Below are 17,915 nucleotides of genomic sequence, written 5' to 3' on the forward strand. Positions count from 1 at the left end.
GCTCTTACGTAGGCTTCGCGGTGAATCCATCCGCCTATGCCAGGAGGACCTTGTGGCCGGTGACACGACCATCACCGTCGTCGGAAATCTGACGGCCGACCCCGAACTGCGGTTCACCCCGTCGGGTGCAGCCGTCGCCAATTTCACGGTGGCGTCCACACCCCGCACGTTCGACCGTCAGACCAATGAATGGAAAGACGGCGAGGCGCTGTTCCTGCGCTGCAACATCTGGCGTGAGGCGGCCGAGAACGTGGCCGAGAGCCTCACCCGCGGTTCGCGGGTGATCGTTCAGGGCCGGCTGAAGCAGCGCTCCTTCGAAACTCGTGAGGGTGAGAAGCGCACCGTTGTGGAGCTCGAGGTCGACGAGATCGGCCCGTCGCTGCGTTACGCCACCGCTAAGGTCAATAAGGCCTCGCGCAGTGGCGGCGGTGGTGGCGGCTTCGGCGGCGGCGGCGGTGGCGGGGGCTCCCGTCCGGCGGCAGCGGCGGCCAGTGAGTCGGGCGACGACCCGTGGGGCAGTGCCCCGGCGTCGGGTTCGTTCGCCGGCGGCGATGACGAACCGCCCTTCTGATACCCAACGAAATCCTTTGCGCGCCAGTGGCGCGACTGTGAAGAACGAAAGAGATTGACCCATGGCCAAGACCAACAAGCGGCGTCCCGCACCGGAAAAGCCGGTCAAGACCCGCAAATGCGTGTTCTGCTCCAAGAAGGGGCAGGACATCGACTACAAGGACACGCAACTGCTGCGCACCTACATCAGCGAGCGCGGCAAGATCCGCGCCCGCCGGGTGACCGGTAACTGCGTGCAGCACCAGCGCGACATCGCGATCGCCGTCAAGAACGCGCGTGAGGTTGCTCTGCTGCCGTTCACGTCGGCGGCGCGGTAGAGAACGGAAGTATCGAGATGAAGCTGATTTTGACCGCTGAGGTCGAGCACCTCGGAACGGCCGGCGACACCGTCGAGGTGAAGGACGGCTACGGACGTAACTACCTGCTGCCGCGCGGCCTGGCCATCGTGGCCTCGCGCGGTGCACAGAAGCAGGCCGACGAGATTCGTCGTGCCCGCGAGACCAAGACCGTGCGCGATCGTGAGCACGCCGACGAGATCAAGGCCGCCATCACCGCGCTGGGTTCGATCCAGCTGCCGGTGAAGTCGGCTGCCGACTCGGGCAAGCTGTTCGGCTCGGTGACCGCCAACGACATCGTCGGGGCGATCAAGAAGGCCGGCGGACCCAGCCTGGACAAGCGCACCGTGCAGCTGCCCAAGGCACACATCAAGGCGACTGGCGCCCACACCGTCGGAGTGCACTTGCACCCCGAGGTGAACGTCGACATCACTGTCGACGTCGTGGCCCAGAGTTAGCCGTCCGCGTCAATTCCCCGGGTGGCAGCCCTTCGTGGCTGCCCTCGGGGAATTGCTGTATCTCTGGCGAACACATCCGGGCGGGGTCGCCACAGCTAATCTAACCGTCCGTTAACCTGGCGCATAAGCTCCGGCAACACAACACGCCCGAGATCGCAACCGGGGCCGACACGCCGGTGAACTTGCCATCCACAACACACACCCGGGGCTACCCTGCGTTTAGCTGGGGTGATAACCCAAAAACGGTCGGTCATCCACAGGTTTTCCCCAACGCCTCAACACCCCTTTCCCCAGCTATCCACAAACCACTAACAGGTTGATGAACAGGCTCGGTTTGCGAGGGCTCCAGCAACGTCTAGCGTGAGCCGTCGGCGGTGCGGTTCGTCAGCGTGACGCCGAGTGCTTGTCGGGGGCGTGGGATACAACCTCTGATAGTGCATCGAACAGAAGTTCGACGAATTCAAGAGGAGGTGGGGCAGCCCAATGGCGGTCGTCGACGATCTCGGTCAGCCCGGGATGGACAGTCCTCCTCCCTCTGAAGACTTCGGTCGCCAGCCTCCCCAGGACTTAGCCGCCGAACAATCTGTGCTGGGCGGCATGCTGCTGTCCAAGGACGCCATCGCCGACGTGCTGGAGCGGCTGCGCCCGGGTGACTTCTACCGGCCGGCCCATCAGAACGTCTACGACTCGATCCTGGACCTCTATGGCCGGGGTGAGCCCGCGGACGCCGTCACCGTCGCCGCCGAGTTGGACCGCCGCGGGCTATTGCGCCGCATCGGTGGTGCTCCGTATCTCCACACGTTGATCTCCACGGTGCCGACGGCCGCCAACGCGGGTTACTACGCGGGAATCGTGGCGGAGAAGGCCTTGTTGCGGCGCCTGGTGGAGGCCGGCACCCGGGTGGTGCAGTACGGCTACGCGGGCGCAGAAGGCGCGGACGTCAACGAGATCGTGGACCGCGCGCAGGCCGAGATTTACGACGTCACCGAGCGGCGCACCGCGGAGGACTTCCTGCCGCTGGAAGATCTGCTGCAGCCGACGATGGACGAGATCGACGCCATCGCCTCGAACGGCGGGCTGTCCAAGGGCGTCCCGACGGGCTTCGAGGAACTCGACGCGTTGACCAACGGCTTGCATCCCGGCCAGATGATCGTGGTGGCGGCCAGGCCCGGTATGGGCAAGGCTCTGAGTCTGGACACGCCGCTGCCGACGCCGACGGGCTGGACCACGATGGGCGAGGTCAAGGTCGGGGACTACCTGATCGACGCCGACGGACGCCCCACGCGCGTAGTCGCGGCAACGGACATCATGGTGGGCCGGCCGTGCTACGAGGTTGAATTCTCCGACGGCACAGTCCTTATCGCCGACGCCGAGCACCAGTGGCTGACGGAGACCCGCGCTTCGCGGAAGTCTGCGCTTGTGAGGACTACGCGCGACATCGCGGAGACATTGCACCGGAACCACGCCGTCGCCAATTCGAAGCCACTCCAGGCGACGGTCCGTGTGCTCCCCGTGGCGCCGTACGCCTTGGGTGTTTGGCTGGGCCAGGGAATGGGCCCAGTCGAACCCGAGATCGTCATGCGAGCCGAGGGCGAGGGAAGCGAGCTCGGCGCCTCCGACGCCACGCACATCCCCGCGGAATACCTCCGCGCTTCCGAAGCTCAGCGGCGCGCACTGCTTGGCGGCTTATTGGATGCCACCGGAGCGGTGAGTAGCGACGGGTCAGTTGATTTTTCGACGACTGATCAGCGGCTGGCGGATGAAGTGTTCGAGTTGATCGTCAGTCTCGGTTACGACTGCCGCCGCGTTGAAAGCTCAACCGCGTTCATCCTGAATTTCTCCACCGATGACGAGGTCTTCGGGCTGCCCCGGAAAGCCCTGTTGCACAAGGAACGGCGGGCCAGCGGGACCGAGAGGGTGTCGTCGCGATTCATCACCGACGTCCGGCCCATCGCGAGCGTTCCAGTGCGCTGCGTCGAGGTCGATAACGGTGACCACATGTATCTCGCGGGGCGGGCGATGATCCCAACGCACAACTCGACCCTGGGACTGGATTTCTTGCGGTCCTGCTCGATCAAGCACCGGTTTCCGAGCATCGTGTTTTCGTTGGAAATGAGCAAGTCCGAGATCGTGATGCGACTTCTCTCGGCCGAAGCCAAGATCAAGCTCGCTGACATGCGCTCGGGAAAGATGACCGACGACGACTGGACCCGTTTGGCGCGCCGGATGAGCGAAATCAGCGAAGCGCCTTTGTATATCGACGATTCGCCGAACCTGACGATGATGGAGATCCGTGCGAAGGCGCGCCGGCTGCATCAGAAGGCCGGGCTGCGGCTGATCGTGCTCGACTACCTGCAGCTGATGACCTCGGGTAAGAAGGTCGAGTCGCGTCAGCAGGAAGTCTCCGAATTCTCAAGGCAGATCAAGCTTTTGGCGAAGGAGCTAGAGGTTCCGGTGGTTGCGATGAGCCAGCTGAACCGCGGTCCCGAGCAGCGCACCGACAAGAAACCAATGTTAGCTGATCTACGTGAAAGCGGTAGTATCGAGCAAGATGCGGATATGGTGATTTTGCTGCACCGGCCTGATGCGTTCGAAACCGATGACCCGCGCGGTGGTGAAGCCGACCTGATTGTCGCGAAACACCGTGCGGGGCCGACGCGTACGGTCACAGTCGCGCACCAGCTGCACTTGTCTCGGTTCACGAACATGGCGAGATAACGACATCGACGATCTGTGGCTTCGAAAGTTTGGTCTCCAATTCTCACCGCGGGCCACACGGCCGGATTCTAGAAGTCGTTGGCCACCGGGTCGAGGAAGTCATAGACGAAACTAGTGAACACCGGCCGAGAGCGCTTCGCTGAAGCGTCCGCGCAGCAGACAGGGAGAAATGTAAGTGGCCGTGGGCGCTCGATCGGGGCGTACTGCGATGCGGGTGGCGATGGCGGTCGCGGTGGGCGTGACCGGGGTGGCGCTAGCCGTCGTGCTAGGCCTTGTCGTTGTGCTCCTTTCGGCCCGTCTCATCGACGCGCCATGGGTCTTCCTCGGCGCGGGCTACGTCGTACTCGTGGCGAGCGGCGTGGTAGCCGTGCTCGCGGTTCGCAGGATTCTCCGGTTCACCGGCACGTGGCGATCGACCGCGGCAGTCAGCGTCGGCCTGGCGATGATTTCGGCGACCATCGCTCACTACACCATCTTGGACCGATTCCCCCCGATGCCGGTCGAGCCCGATCCGGCGGGCGTCCGATACTGGTCGGTTCCCGACGGCCGACTCGCGTACTACCACCAATCGGCACCTCCCATGCCCGGCAGGCGTGCACCGGTCGTGTTTCTGCACGGGGGTCCAGGGACGCCAGGCGAAGGATTGCCAACGGGCAGTGCGGAACTGGCCGCGCGAGGCTACGACGTCTATGCCTACGACCAACTCGGAGCGGGACGCTCCTCCCGGTTGAGTGACGTCACCCAGTACACCGTCGAGCACGCGGTCGACGATCTCGATGCAGTACGGCGCTCGATCGGCGCTGAGAAGATGATCCTGATCGGCCGATCCTGGGGCGGTTCGCTGCTCGCCCAATACCTGGCACGTCACCCTGACCGAGTCGAGCGGGCCGTCTTTGTCACACCCGGAACCATCTGGGGTGGGCTCTCGGAGGACGTCGGTGAACCCTGGCCAGCACGCGACGCCGCGGGGCGCCGCGAGTACGAGCAGCTCACGGGACGAGCTCGAACGCTGCTGCAGAGCATTCTGCTCGAGGTCAACCCCAACGCGGCCCACTCCTTCGTGCCGGATCGGGAAGCTGACAGCTGGATGCGGGCAGTGGCCCTGACCGGTCGGGGCGCCACCGCGTGTTCTGGGCCCCCTCGAGCCTCGGCACATCACAACTTGCAGGGGTTCTACAGCAATCAGATGCTCGTCGCGGATTTCGCGGCAACCGCCGACCCGCGACCGGCCCTCGCGCAGGCGCATGTCCCTGCGCTGGTTATGGCGGCACAATGTGATTTCGTCCACTGGTCGGTCACCCGGCGCTACGTCGATGCCATCCCCGGAGCAGCCCTCGTTCCCGTCGACCATGCCGGACACGGCATCACCGAAGACCAGCCGGCATTGTTCACCCGCCTGATCGGGGAGTTCATCACCGGGCAGCCCGTGGAGGTACCGCTGTGGCGATCGGCGGCAGATCCGTGGAACCGGCCGCCCGGCGGATGAGCACGCAGGAGCCCGTTGTCCGACACCGTGCGATCGGCTCACTGCAGAGCGTCGAAATCAGTTCGCCGGCCTGGCGGATCAGGCGGTAGAACACCAGCGTCAGCACCTGAACGGGCAGAATGCCAGCGCTTCCCAGATGCCAGACGCCGAGCACGGACAATTACCCCGCGGGACGGCATTCAGCCTCGGTCAGACACGATCAGCACCGGCACACCAGCGTCGCGCAGCAGCGCCGAGTAGGCGCCTTTCGGCAGCCCTATTGTCTGGCGACCACCGCCCACCACGACGATCTGGGCGTCGCGTGCCAGGGGTAACAGGGCACTCCCGGCCCGGCCGCTGCGGATGACGCGTTCCACCGAGACGTCGGGGAAGGACTCCTGATAGCCGGCCAGGCTCTCGGCGACCAGTTCTGACTCGCGCTCCCGGTAGTTGGCGTAGTCGATGGGAAGCCAACTCGCCGCCGGAAGATCTAGTGCGCCCGGCTCACTCCAACAGTGCACTGCCACCAAGGGAGCCGCGGCCTGCGAAGCCGCGGTGAACGCTGCCCCGATGGCGCGCCGGTCTGCTGGCGAAGATCCGTGTACCGCCACTAGAACCGGTGCATCGGATCTCGCCCCACGCTCCTGCGGCACGACGACGACATCGGCATAATCCAGCAGCGTGGTGACGGCCTGATTGTGAATCCTTTTGTGTAGGAGACCGTGTGGCGCGGGTACCACGACGAGCTCGGTGCCCGCGGGGAGTCGTTCGGCAAAGGCGGCTGGGTTGTGAAGGTCGAGGTGCACGCGGAGCACCGCGCTCCGCCGAATTCTGGCAGCGTCGTGGGCCCATGCCCCAGCGCTATCCATAGCGGGTGCGCCGTCGTCGGCCACAACGATCACACGTTGTGGCGTTGGCCGCTGTGCTGGCACGACGTCGTATTCCGGGACGGTCGTCATGATTTTCTCCTTCATATTGTTTGAGTTATCTCAGTCGCGGGCCGAGCAAGTCGCCCCGCACGCTGCCGTGAACGGTGCGCGTCGCCACCAGACCCCAGGTACCGAGCAGGCACAGGTAGCCGATCACCGCGGCCACCCGTAGTGCCGGCAGACCTGTGTGCACTGCCAGCTGGGTCGTGCCGGTAACGAACGTGCCGACAGGAAACGTCAGGCTCCACCATGTCAACGCAAATGGCATGCCGCGCAGCAGAGTTCGCAGAGTCAGTGAGGTGGCCAGCACGATCCATAGCACCGCGAAACCCCACACTGGGACACCGAAGAGCACTGCGAACACCTGCAGACCACCTGCGACCTGCGGATCGACCGCAGCAGCAGCGTTACCGCCCAAAAGCCCCGCCGCGGTGATCGACTGCCCAAGCGGCCCGAGCACGATCCACAGGGTCGGCACTCGGGCGGTGCCCGACGTCCCGTAGTGGACCAGTCGGCTCCAGATCATCGTGGTGATGATCAACGCCGCGATCAGCGACATCCCGAACATCGCGAGGCAGGCGTAGAGCATGGTGGTGCGACCGGTGCCCGAGGCTATGTGCGGAATGAGCAGAGCACCCGTTGCTGCGGACACCATCGGAGGTACCACCGGCATCAGCCAGCCGCCGAATGCGGCGTCTGGGCCGACCTCGTGCCGGGTGATCATGAGGAACGGGATGGTGGCCGCGGTGAACAATCCGCCGGCGGAACCGAGGATCCACAGAATCCAGTCGAGTCGCAAGGCGGCCTGCGCACCGATGACCTCCCCGCCCACCAGCAGCGCTCCGGCACCTACGGTGAGAAACGCCATCGGGGCGGCGCCGTAGAAATGTGCCATCTGAGCGTTGCGAGCGTGGCTGCGGGCGACGGTGGGATGGCGCAACCAACACGCGCCCACCAGCACGGCGAGTACCGCAAGCACCGCCGCAGCCAGCAGCCAGACCACCTCGGCGAAGCCACGCAGGCCCGGAAACTGAACGGGTAAACCCGCCGCGGCGGTGGCGACGATCCCGGTACCCATCACAGACGCGAACCAGTTGGGACCCACCTCGTGAAGGCGGCGCCGCGGCGCGGCGGGAACGGGAGCAGGCTTTGCGAACGTAAGCGTGGATTGCTGCATGTTTGTCACGCTACGAGCCGACGGACCTCGGCGGTAGCCGCCTGGTCACAAGCAATCTTTGTGACCTAATCACTCACTTCGATGGCGTCGGGCAGCAGCGATATGGCTGAGCAGGTCACGCGCCGCGCCCGCTGGGGGAGTACTACCCGCAAGCCACACGGCGCGCAGGGCACGGCGCAGGTCGAGGCCGTCCACAGCGACGGCACGCAGACGTCCGAGCTCGAGGTCGTCGGCGACGGCGAGCTTGCTGAGCACGGCGGGCCCCGCCTGCGCGATGACGGCGGCGCGGACCGCAGCCGCGCTGGACAGTTCCAGTACGGGCGGTGCTTGGCCGACGTCGGTAACCCGGCGCAGCGCGGCAGTCAAGAACTCTCGGGTGCCCGAGCCTTTCTCGCGGGTCACCAGCGCCGTTGCGGCCAGCTCCTCGGCACCGACCGGATGCGGGCGACGGACCCACTTATGCGTCGGCGGTACCACCACAACCAGCTCGTCGTGTGCGACGGTGCTGCTGCGTAATGTGCGTGGCACACCTGGACTTTCGACGAAGCCGAGATCCGCCCGATCGTCCTGGATGGCCGCAATCACCTGATCGCTATTGGCGGCGGTCAGGGTCACGTCCGGCGGCTCGGCGCGTTGCCGAGAGACGGTGTCGCGCCAGCTGACCAACCAGCGGGGCAGCAGCTGCTCGGCGATCGTCAGGCTCGCGGTGATGCGCAACCGGGTCTTGCTGTCGTCGCGGAGGGTGGCCAGGCCGGCGTCGACTTCGTGCGCCACACTGAGCAGGCGGTCGGCCCACTGCGCGGCAACCGCACCCGAGGAGGTCAACCGCGAGCCCGTCTTGGTCCGGATGACCAGCCGCACACCGGTCTGCCGCTCCAGGGCAGCGATGCGCGCCGACACAGCCTGCTGGGTAAGTCCGCACTCGCGGCCGGCCCCACTCAAGCTGCCCGTGCGGGCGATGGCGAGAAGGACCTCCAACGAGGTCAGGTCAGGCATCCTCGCGCTCAGCTGCACACGGATCACCTTAAGGCCGGGCGGTCGGAGTCGAGGGCAGGCGGTTCATGTCGCCGCTCCCCACGATCGCACCCAGTTCCGGCCCCGTGGCAGTTGTCGGCCACGGTTTCTGCCGACAAAAGTGCCGACTGATCTCGCGGATACTGGCGGTTAGCCGTCGGTCAAGTGTGAAATGCGGTGCTGTCACTTATCTTTGGCCGTGGGACCCAGGGCAGGCCCGACAGTGCCAGCCACTCAAAGCTTGGTTGCCTAGTCGTTGATCCGAGCAGCGGAGTGCGGTGCGCAGTCAGGGCGTGGATCCCCGCCTGCATTGAGTCCCTGACACGCTCGGCGAAGTCTTCTGAGGATTCGCCTTCGCCGGCAATCATTTCGGGCATGACTGCGCTGACGAGTTTGGTGGGCAGTGGTCGATAGGGCAAGGCAAACGAGCATCTGTTCACCCACCAGGGGCCGATCCGCGAACACTACCTCGGCAGTACGGTTTCGGAGCCAACGGCCTTCACCGCCGCGAGATCTATCGGCCGATCTTCAGCACCGCTGCGCCACCGCCTGAGCGATGACCTACATGGAGGAGCCTCGGTTCGGAAATGTCCGGATCATGAAAGATCCGGTTCGAGGAAATCCGTTGTGCCAGTACGCAATTCAGCCCGACTTATGCCTCACCCAAGCTCGGCCGGTAATCAGCCGCCTCGGCCTCGGCGGCAAGCAATGCGCCCAGCTCCCCCTCTTGCTGGGCGACAAACACGCCGATCACCTGCCGGCATACCTCCGGCACGCTCACCCCACGCATATCCGCAATACGTTTGAGCCCGAGCAGCATTGACGTAGACACGTGAAACTGCACAGCGAACTGACCGCACGAACCATCTTCAGGCGGCAACCCCGGACCCACGACCACAGGTTCATCCACCCCGTACTCGTCCACCTCAGCACGCCGAGCTCGCTCAACCGCCCCACCACCACCAACGCCGGCGGCCGGATCCGGGAACTCCTCATGACTGAACAAACCCATTCCGCCCACGCTAGACCTCGCAGAATTCCCAGGCCGCCAACCAAGCGGCGTCGAGAAACCGCAGGAAGCACGGCGCGCTGGTTAAAAAGCAAGTTATCGGCGGGTCTGGTGGCGGCCCGTGACAGGATGCTTCAGCGTGACTCGTCCCAACTTCCTGGTCATCGTGGCCGACGACCTCGGATTCTCCGATATCGGCGCGTTCGGCGGCGAAATCAACACCCCGAACCTGGATCGACTGGCCCACTCGGGCATCAGGCTCACCGATTTCCATTCCGCTCCGGCCTGTTCGCCGACGCGGGCGATGCTGCTGACCGGAACCGATCACCACGTCGCCGGCATCGGCACGATGCTCGAGATGGCCGCCCCGGAATTCCAAGGCGCCCCCGGCTACGAGGGGTATCTCAACGACCGGGTCGTGGCGCTGCCCGAGCTGCTTCGCGACGCCGGTTACCTGACGCTCATGTCGGGCAAGTGGCATCTCGGCGACACGATCGACAGGTCGCCGTGGGCAAGGGGATTCGACCGCTCATTCGCCCTTTTGCCGGCCGGTGCCAGCCACTACGGCACCCGCGGCGGTGGCGGGCTCTCTCCGGTGCCGACGATGTTCACCGAAGACGATCAGTTCGTCACGGTAGGCGAGGACTTCTACTCGTCGGATGCGTACACCGATACGCTGCTGCGGTACCTCCACGAACGTCCCCAAGACGGTGAAGACCAGCCCTTCTTCGCCTACCTGCCCTTCCAGGCGCCGCACTGGCCGCTGCACGCGCCGCAGGAAACCATCGCCACCTACCACGGCCGCTATGACGCCGGACCGGACGCACTGCGCGAGGAACGGCTTGCCGCGCTCACCCGACTGGGCTTGTGCCCACCCGACGTCGAGCCGCACCCGGTGGTCGCCGACGGCGCCCCCGAATGGGCGGACATGACCGACGAGGAGCGCGCCGTCTCCGCCCGCAACATGGAGGTCTACGCCGCCATGGTGGACCGGATGGACTGGAACATCGGCCGGGTGATCGACTACCTCGACGGCACCGGCGAGTTAGACAACACGGTCGTGATCTTTCTGTCGGACAACGGCGCGGAGGGGACGATCGTCGAGGCCATGCCGCTGCGCGGCCCCGAAATCGAAGCGTTCGTCGCCAAGCACTGCGACAACAGCGTGGACAACCTCGGTGCCCCCACCTCCTGGGCCTGGTACGGCCCGCGCTGGGCGCAGGCCGCCACCGCCCCGTCGCGGCTGCACAAGGCCTTCACCACCGAGGGAGGTATCCGGGTGGTGGGCTTCGTCACCTGGCCGGGCTTCGCCCGCCAGCGTGAGATCGGCACGGCGTTCACCACCGTGATGGACATTGCACCGACCGTGCTCGAGCTCGCCGGCGCCGCGCATCCCGGCACCGAGTACCAGGGCAGGGAGGTGGAGCCGATGCGCGGTCGATCGATGGTGCGCTACCTGTCGGGACAGGCAGAGGTGGTGCACGATGCCGACACCGGCACGGGGTGGGAGTTGTTCGGCCGCCGCGCAATTCGCCAGGGCGATTGGAAGGCGCTTCATCTGCCCGCGCCCTACGGCTCAGGCACCTGGCAGCTCTATGACCTCTCGAGTGATCCCGGCGAGGTGCATGACCAGGCCGCCGCGCGGCCCGACAAGCTGGCCGACCTGCTGGAACTGTGGGACCGCTACGTCGAAGAAAACGGCGTGATCATCGGACCCGTGTCGCTGTTCGAGGTCGACCTGGATGCGTACTGACCTAGTGGGCAGTTCGAGCTGAGGAATCTGCCGACGCTTAGCCTGTGCTGATGCCACGCAAACTCAGTGACGAAGAAGTTGAGGCGTATCTGGATAGCCGTCCGGGCTGGGCGATACTGACCACCATTGAGAAAGACGGGTTCCCGCACTCCGTTCCCCTCGGCTACTTCCGGCTCGGCAGCGACGTCATCATGGGTGTCCGGGACGGCACACGCAAAGTGGCCAACATCGAAAGCAACCCGAACGTGAGTGTCTTGCTCGAAGACGGCTCCACGATGGCGGACATCCGCGGTGTGATGATCCAAGGCCGTGCCCGCATCGTTCGGGAACCAGGGGAGGCACTCGAGCTCTCGAGGGAAGGCGCTCGGGCGCGGGGCGTGGCAGAGTCCGACTGCCCCACCGCACCCAGACCGGGCGCCGCCTACATCCGCGTGACACCTGTTCGAACCGTGTCCTGGGACTACGGAAATTCGACGTCGGATCACGCTTAGTCCGCCGGCGCCGCAAGGGCGCAGCGCCATGTCGCTGCTCGGCTCGACAACGTTCAGCACAGTTCGTAGCCTTGCCCGGAACATCGACAGCCGCGCCAGGACCGCTCCATGACCGAAGGATCGTGACAATCCGCATGACCGGGATTCGCCACTGCCTTCGCCGGACCGTATGTGGTGCCGGGATTGTGCTCCTGGTGGTGGCCGCGTCGCTGGGTGCAGTGCATGCGGAGCCTGCCGACGATGCGTTGGCCAGGCTCAAAGAGTTGTCTCAGCAGGCGGTGCGCGGCCGCGAAGCCGTCACCGCAGCCCAGCGTGACGCCGAGGCTGCGCAGGCCCAGCAGGCCGCGGCGGAGGATCGCCAACGCGCCGACGTCGCGGCGCTGGAGGCCGCGAACCAACAACTGGCGCCGTATCAAGCCGCGGTCGACCGCCTTGCGGCGATGACCTATATGGGCGGCGGTGAAAGCCAGATGGCGGCCGTTCTCAGTGCGTCGTCGCCGCAACGCCTCATCGACAAGTTGTCGCTGCAGCATCTGGTGAACGCCACGACCGCCGATCAGATGAGGGGATATCGAGATACGCGCGAGCGTGCCGCTGCTGTCGCCCGTGCCTCAGAGCAATCAGCCGCGGACGCGCGCGCCGCGGCCGAGCGCGCTGCCGCTATTCAAGCGGACCTGCAAGCCACGTGGCAGGAACTGCTGCGTCAGATCGCCGCCGCGGAAGCCCAGTACGCGGCGTTGACTCCCCAGCAGCAAGCGGTGATCGACAACGCCGCACCGCCCCCCGATCCAGGGCCCCCGCAGGACCCGGCGATCGTCGCGATGCCCGGCCTGCCGCCCGGCGACCTGGCTCCGCCACCGGAAGCTGCCGTCGTCCCGGACGATCCCGCGGCATTGCCCGTCGGCGTCGCCAATGAGGTTGGCTTACAACCCAATACGATCTTGGCCGCGCGGACGATCAGCGCGCAGTTTCCGCAGATCGCCACCATCGACGGGGTACGGCCCGATTCGAAGCCGTGGCATCCGCGCGGTCTGGCGATCGACATCATGATCCCCAACCCGGACAGCCCGGAGGGCATCGCGCTCGGCGACCAGATCCGCGCGTTCGCGATGGCCAACGCCTCCCGATTCGGACTGCAGGACGTGATCTGGCGGGGCGTCTACTCCACGCCGGCCGGGCCTCAAGCCACGGGTTACGGACACTTCGACCACGTGCACATCACCACCACACCGCGCTAGCGGCGACGTCAGGCGAAAATCCGCTGCGCGTTCTCGGATGTCACCCGACGCCAATCAGTACTCCGGTCGGCGTCCAGTGCGGCGACTTGCTTGCCGATGCCGAACTCAGGCGTCCAGCAGGAATCGCTGCCGTAGAGGATGCGTTCGGTGCCGACCACATCCGCCAAGACCGCCGCCTGGGTGGGCATCGGATATCCGGCGAGGTCGAACCAGAAGCGACGCAATTGGGTTTCGGTGGTCAGCGGTCCGGGTGGACTGCCATCAGGCATCGGCCACAGGCTCCGGAACTGCTCTATCCGCGCCGCCAGCAGCGGCAGGGCGGCCCCGCAATGCGGGATCAAGAACTTGATGTCGGGGTACCGACCAACAACGTTCGCGAACACCAAATCGGTTATGGTGCGGGTGGTTTCGAACATGAACTCGATGATCGGCCGGGGGCGACCGAGCGCCACTACCTCGGCCTGCGGCGGCGACGTCGGGTGGACGAAAACGATGGAACGCCGAGCGTTCAAACACTCCCACAGCGGCTCGAGCGCCGCGTCACCGAGGTACTGTCCGCGGTGGTTGCTCAGGAGGATCACGCCGGCCGCCGCGTGACGGTCGATGGCGCGCTGCGCTTCGACGACCGCCGTGTCCACGTCGGGTAGCGGAAGGGACGCGAAGTAGGAGAAGCGACCCGGATGGGCGGCGACCGTCGTGACGGCGAAGTCGTTGACGTGCCGGGCCAGTGCGGACGCCTCCGATGAGTCGGCGAAGGACACCCCTGGCGAGGACATCGACAGGACCGCGTGACGAATCCGATTGTCCTGCATCAGTTTCAGCTGTGCTTCGATACTCCATGACGGCCACATGGGCATGCCGTCAGGATGCTCGATCCCCGCGCCGATCGCGGCGCTGACGTACTCGTCGGTCAGGAAGTGGGCGTGAACGTCGACCAAATCGGAGCTGTTCGATGCGGCCACTCGCTCTCCTCAGGCTCGGCGCACGAGCAGTAGATCTGTCCGCCGCGCACCAAATCTACGCGCCGTTCGTACGCGCCATGACCGCAGCAAACGTGAATATCGTCGAGCTCGGTAACGCAACGCACATCCGGCAGCGATACTGACGGCATGGTAAAGAAAATTGCTGTTGTCCTGTTCAGCGCGGCCGCCTTCGCGGCAATCCCGGCGGCGATCGCTCCGGCGGCCCAGGCCGACGTATGCGGAGACATCGGTGGTCGGCATGTGACCGTCGGCGGGTGCACACCGGGCATCGCAGGCGATGCCGTGGACGCGGCTGTCGCGGGTGACTGGGTTCGGTACGGCTTGCCGGAGACGTACGCGTTCTCGCTGGTCCCCGCATTCCCGGGCGAACAGCCCTGCATCTCTCCCAACGGCCTGCCGTACTACACCCCCGGCGACGCTCCCTGCTGGGTCGGGTAGCTCCGGCCCGGGAATACCCGTTCCGGCCGAGCGGGTCCCCTAGTCTCGGATCGTGACCTCCGCTGCCCAAGAACAGTCCGTCGTTGTCGGCATCGACGGATCGGACGCCTCGCTCGGCGCTGCCCGCTGGGCCGCGGAGTTCGCCACAACCCATGCCCTCCCGCTGACGTTGCTGCACGCGGTCCCGCGGCTCGAATGGCATTTCGCCGGCGATGAAGCACCCACCGGACCCGAGGGCAACGGCGACAAGGTGCTCGCGGCGGCGGAAGCGGACGTGCGGTCGGCTCACCCCGATCTTGTGATCAGTACGGCGACGGTCAAGTCCGCGGTCGCGACGGCCCTTGCCGATGCCGCGCAATCAGCCCGGCTGCTGGTGGTCGGCACCGGTGCGGCGGACCACCGAGCGCTGGGCGGCCATGCTGTGAGGATCGTCCACCGTGCTCACTGTCCGGTGGCGGTCTGGCGGGCCCCGGTCGCCAGGCGGACCGGCAAACCGTTGCCGGTCGTGGTCGGTATCGACGACTCGGATGCGTCCGGACGGGCGCTCGCGGAAGCCTTTGACATCGCCCGCGTATTGCATGCGCAGCTGACGGTGGTGCACATGTGGGAGATCGACGCGGCGGTCGGAATGGGCGACCTCGGCGGCGCGGGAAATATGGACTGGCAGTTGCTGGACGTGCTGGAGGCCCAGCAGCGCCGGCGGATGGACGAGCTGGTGCAACCGCTGGCCAGCAAGTATCCCAACGCCCACGTCGTCAAGATTTTTCAGGACGTCAGCCCGGCGAAAGGGCTCACTGACCTGTCGCGGGAGGCTCAGCTGGTGGTCGTGGGCAGTCACGGCCGCGGGCGGCTGGCCGGCTCGATCCTCGGCTCGGTCGGCCAGAACCTGATTCATCACGCAGAGTGCCCGGTGCTCGTGGTCCGGTAGGTCGCACGGTTGGACAACCTCCGCCCCGTTTCGTAACCTTTCCGAGACCTGAGCCATGTGGGTCTGCAATTCGACGGAGACGACGTCGCCTGGCAGTCAAAGGATGCGCAGTCGTGAAGTTTCACCGGCCCTTCGCACCGAAAACTGGTCCGAGCAGGGCAGCGGGAGTGATCGCGATCGTCACTGCGCTGTGCGTGGTGTCGGCGGGCTCTGCGGTCGCCGAGCCGGAAGTCGACGAGCTGGCCAAGCTGAACGAGCTGACCAAACAGGCGCAGGAGTTGATCGAGACCGCTCAATCCGTGCAGCAGGACCTGGACAAGAAGTTGCAGCTGCAGAGCGCCGCGGAGCAGAAGCACACCGACGACCTGGCCGCGCTGGAATTCACCCGGGCGCAGCTGGCTGACTATCAGGGGACCGTCGACAGGGCCGCGGCTGCGATCTACGCCGGCGGGAGCACCGACAGCGTGACGGCGTTCTTCTCGGCCGCGTCGCCCCAGCGCCTGATCGACCAACTGGCCTTCCAGCGGACGATCACCGACCAGATCACGGGACAGATGCGGAAGTTCCGCGAGGCCCAGCGACAGGCGGCGGTCGCCGCGGCGGCCTCCGCGGAATCCGCGGCCACCGCCAAAGCGGCCGCTGACGCCGCCGCGACGGTGCGAGCCGATTTGGAGAGCAAGCAGTCGGAGGTCGAAGGCCAGGTCAGGTTGGTGCGGGCAACCTACTACTCGCTGCCTGCCGCTCAGCAAGCGTTGTTAGGTCCGGGCGGCGCGATCCCCACTGTCGGGATGAGCGGCCTGACCCCAAACGCCCGAACCCTCGCGGCGTACATCATCGCGACCTTCCCGGGTGTGCAGTCCATCGGCGGGGTACGCCCGGACCCGATTCCCGATCATCCGAGCGGCCACGCCATCGACATCATGATCGGCAGCGATATGGCGCTGGGAGATGCGATCAACGCAGACGTCCAGAGCCAGGCGCAACGTTTCGGGGTGTCCTACACCATGTGGCGGGTGGCCAACCACTTCAACCACGTCCACGTCACGGTGTCCTGACTCGGACCGCCGCACTCAGGACGCTGCGTCGATCCCCGTGATGGTGATGGCGAACGGGCCCTGCTGTTTGTCGAGGATGTAGACCGATACTCCGCTGATGCTCGACGGGTCCAGAGTCGCAGGGGCCTGCGGCGCTGGATCCAGCCGCATCCCCACCGGCTGGAAAGCTGCCACGGGAAGCTCGTAGGTCCGTTGGACGCCGGCTTCAGTGCGGAACCGCTGAATGTAGGACCACGACTGCCCCGCGGCGCCCACTTTCACCACGTAGGTCTTACCGTCGCCCACCGCACGCACGCGGATCGACGTCACGCCCGCGGCTCGTCGCCCGATATCGGGATCTTCCGGACTGCGGGCGGAGGCGAAACCGCCGTTGTTCTCCAGTGAGATGGTTCCCGAAAACACAAGGCCCCCATCGCTGTCCGTGACCGTCGAGGTGGACCGACCGCCCATGACGGGGTCATTGACCGTCGTCCAACCGGCGTCCAGGGAAACCAGCGGGACCTCGGGTCCGGCGTGTGCGGATCTTTCGATGCTTCCGCACGAGACCATCACAAGTGTCGACAGTGCTGCTATGGCGCCGACCAGACCGCGCCGAAACATCAGCAAATCCTCGGGTTGGCGCGGATCTCGTTGCTGCGCATCGGCATACCGTCGATCACGGCGTAGATTCGTTCAAGGTCCGGGACGTCGGTGACCCGCAGTTTCTCGCCGCCGTCCTTGCCGATCAACACCACCATGGTGCTTCTCAACTGTAGCGACGCCGAGAATTCATTGAACGCTGGCTATCCTGCGAAATGCCCGCATCAGGACCGCCCGCAGTTGTTCCTCCGGGTGGTCTCCGAGCGCCGAGAGTGCCGGCCCTACCGATGTCGCTGAATATATGGCGAAGCGCTGGTCCAGATTTGGATTCGGGCCGTAGGTGACCTCGATGAGCGTATCGAGAATTCCTGGCCCGCCAACTGCTGTGCGCATGGCGTCGCGGAATGCCGCCTGCTGGGCCATGATTCGCGCGAACTTGCGGCGTGCGAGAAACAGATCCGCCAGTCCGGTCACCAGGATGTCCGTGCGTTGTGGCCCGAGCGGTTGGGCACGGGCACGGTCCAACAGCTCGGACAGGGTGGTGCGGACCGGTTCGGCGAGATCGTTCAGGATCTCCTGCTTGCCGCGGTAGTGGTAGTAGACCGCGGGCTTCGTCAGGCCCATCTCGCTGGCGATGTCTTGTAAAGACGTTGCCTCATAACCTTTTTCGGCAAACAACGTCAGCGCCACACTGACGATGCGCTCTCGAGTCTGGCGTACGCGCTCTGCACGAGTCCTGGGCTCGGCGTCGGGCGGGGTCACGCGTTCACTTTAC

At 65.7% G+C, this 17,915-nt stretch carries 19 protein-coding genes; 11 read left to right on the top strand and 8 right to left on the bottom strand.

The annotated features are described in order from the left end of the window. The first annotated feature begins 52 nt into the window (after window positions 1-52). The 5 genes from BST42_RS06655 to BST42_RS06675 all read left to right on the top strand — a co-directional run bounded on the left by BST42_RS06655 (window position 53) and on the right by BST42_RS06675 (window position 5,567). A complete protein-coding gene (locus BST42_RS06655) occupies window positions 53-571 on the top strand; it encodes a single-stranded DNA-binding protein (protein WP_083117754.1) in 519 nt (172 codons plus the stop codon). Window positions 572-632: 61 nt separating this feature from the next. Further along, window positions 633-887 (top strand): 30S ribosomal protein S18, encoded by a 255-nt coding sequence (gene rpsR / locus BST42_RS06660; RefSeq protein ID WP_005142196.1) that lies wholly within the window; start codon window positions 633-635, stop codon window positions 885-887. Between the two features lie 17 nt (window positions 888-904). Next, window positions 905-1,363: a 50S ribosomal protein L9 gene (gene rplI / locus BST42_RS06665; protein ID WP_036342194.1), complete on the top strand. Its 459-nt coding sequence runs from the start codon at window positions 905-907 to the stop codon at window positions 1,361-1,363. A 483-nt stretch (window positions 1,364-1,846) separates the two neighbouring features. Beyond that, window positions 1,847-4,081: a replicative DNA helicase gene (gene dnaB / locus BST42_RS06670; RefSeq protein ID WP_083117755.1), complete on the top strand. Its 2,235-nt coding sequence runs from the start codon at window positions 1,847-1,849 to the stop codon at window positions 4,079-4,081. A 175-nt stretch (window positions 4,082-4,256) separates the two neighbouring features. Next, window positions 4,257-5,567 carry an alpha/beta fold hydrolase gene (locus tag BST42_RS06675; RefSeq protein ID WP_133057417.1) on the top strand — a complete coding sequence of 437 codons (1,311 nt, stop codon included), beginning with the start codon at window positions 4,257-4,259 and terminating at the stop codon, window positions 5,565-5,567. A gap of 179 nt (window positions 5,568-5,746) precedes the next feature. On the opposite strand, the gene BST42_RS06680 is transcribed toward BST42_RS06675, so the two are convergent. The 4 genes from BST42_RS06680 to BST42_RS06695 all read right to left on the bottom strand — a co-directional run bounded on the left by BST42_RS06680 (window position 5,747) and on the right by BST42_RS06695 (window position 9,678). Continuing rightward, complete coding sequence (locus tag BST42_RS06680; protein ID WP_165760792.1) at window positions 5,747-6,505, bottom strand: universal stress protein; 759 nt, start codon at window positions 6,503-6,505, stop codon at window positions 5,747-5,749. A gap of 25 nt (window positions 6,506-6,530) precedes the next feature. After that, the gene (locus BST42_RS06685; RefSeq protein WP_083117758.1) at window positions 6,531-7,652 is read right to left on the bottom strand and encodes a TDT family transporter; all 1,122 of its coding nucleotides are present in this window, start codon (window positions 7,650-7,652) and stop codon (window positions 6,531-6,533) included. A 69-nt stretch (window positions 7,653-7,721) separates the two neighbouring features. Then, complete coding sequence (locus tag BST42_RS06690; RefSeq protein ID WP_083117910.1) at window positions 7,722-8,666, bottom strand: LysR family transcriptional regulator; 945 nt, start codon at window positions 8,664-8,666, stop codon at window positions 7,722-7,724. 652 nt (window positions 8,667-9,318) lie between these two features. After that, window positions 9,319-9,678 (bottom strand): hypothetical protein, encoded by a 360-nt coding sequence (locus BST42_RS06695; protein ID WP_083117911.1) that lies wholly within the window; start codon window positions 9,676-9,678, stop codon window positions 9,319-9,321. Window positions 9,679-9,814: 136 nt separating this feature from the next. Here BST42_RS06695 and BST42_RS06700 point away from each other — a divergent pair, with 136 nt between their 5' ends. From BST42_RS06700 to BST42_RS06710, 3 genes are all read left to right on the top strand, one after another. Further along, window positions 9,815-11,428: an arylsulfatase gene (locus BST42_RS06700; protein WP_083117912.1), complete on the top strand. Its 1,614-nt coding sequence runs from the start codon at window positions 9,815-9,817 to the stop codon at window positions 11,426-11,428. Between the two features lie 50 nt (window positions 11,429-11,478). Continuing rightward, window positions 11,479-11,919, top strand: a complete 441-nt coding sequence (locus BST42_RS06705; protein WP_133057418.1) for a pyridoxamine 5'-phosphate oxidase family protein — start codon at window positions 11,479-11,481, stop codon at window positions 11,917-11,919. A 134-nt stretch (window positions 11,920-12,053) separates the two neighbouring features. Then, window positions 12,054-13,157 carry a VldE C-terminal domain-containing protein gene (locus tag BST42_RS06710; RefSeq protein WP_083117913.1) on the top strand — a complete coding sequence of 368 codons (1,104 nt, stop codon included), beginning with the start codon at window positions 12,054-12,056 and terminating at the stop codon, window positions 13,155-13,157. Between the two features lie 8 nt (window positions 13,158-13,165). On the opposite strand, the gene BST42_RS06715 is transcribed toward BST42_RS06710, so the two are convergent. Then, a complete protein-coding gene (locus BST42_RS06715) occupies window positions 13,166-14,119 on the bottom strand; it encodes an amidohydrolase family protein (RefSeq protein ID WP_083117760.1) in 954 nt (317 codons plus the stop codon). Window positions 14,120-14,266: 147 nt separating this feature from the next. Here BST42_RS06715 and BST42_RS06720 point away from each other — a divergent pair, with 147 nt between their 5' ends. From BST42_RS06720 to BST42_RS06730, 3 genes are all read left to right on the top strand, one after another. Beyond that, window positions 14,267-14,578, top strand: a complete 312-nt coding sequence (locus BST42_RS06720; RefSeq protein WP_083117761.1) for a hypothetical protein — start codon at window positions 14,267-14,269, stop codon at window positions 14,576-14,578. 52 nt (window positions 14,579-14,630) lie between these two features. Further along, on the top strand, window positions 14,631-15,506 hold the full coding sequence (locus BST42_RS06725) for a universal stress protein (RefSeq protein WP_083117762.1): 876 nt from the start codon (window positions 14,631-14,633) through the stop codon (window positions 15,504-15,506). A 167-nt stretch (window positions 15,507-15,673) separates the two neighbouring features. Beyond that, entirely contained in the window at window positions 15,674-16,561 is an 888-nt protein-coding gene (locus BST42_RS06730) for a coiled-coil domain-containing protein (RefSeq protein ID WP_083117763.1), read from the top strand. 15 nt (window positions 16,562-16,576) lie between these two features. Here BST42_RS06730 and BST42_RS06735 read toward each other — a convergent pair whose 3' ends face one another. The 3 genes from BST42_RS06735 to BST42_RS06745 are packed head-to-tail and all read right to left on the bottom strand — an operon-like array spanning window position 16,577 to window position 17,902. Next, complete coding sequence (locus BST42_RS06735; protein WP_083117764.1) at window positions 16,577-17,161, bottom strand: CIA30 family protein; 585 nt, start codon at window positions 17,159-17,161, stop codon at window positions 16,577-16,579. After that, the gene (locus tag BST42_RS06740; protein WP_083117765.1) at window positions 17,161-17,298 is read right to left on the bottom strand and encodes a DUF4174 domain-containing protein; all 138 of its coding nucleotides are present in this window, start codon (window positions 17,296-17,298) and stop codon (window positions 17,161-17,163) included. The genes BST42_RS06735 and BST42_RS06740 overlap by 1 nt, the downstream gene beginning before the upstream one ends. Before the next feature lie 31 nt (window positions 17,299-17,329). Continuing rightward, window positions 17,330-17,902 (bottom strand): TetR/AcrR family transcriptional regulator, encoded by a 573-nt coding sequence (locus tag BST42_RS06745; protein ID WP_083117766.1) that lies wholly within the window; start codon window positions 17,900-17,902, stop codon window positions 17,330-17,332. Window positions 17,903-17,915 lie beyond the last annotated feature (13 nt).

This window comes from Mycolicibacterium rhodesiae, from assembly GCF_002086695.1.
Lineage (GTDB): Bacteria > Actinomycetota > Actinomycetes > Mycobacteriales > Mycobacteriaceae > Mycobacterium > Mycobacterium rhodesiae.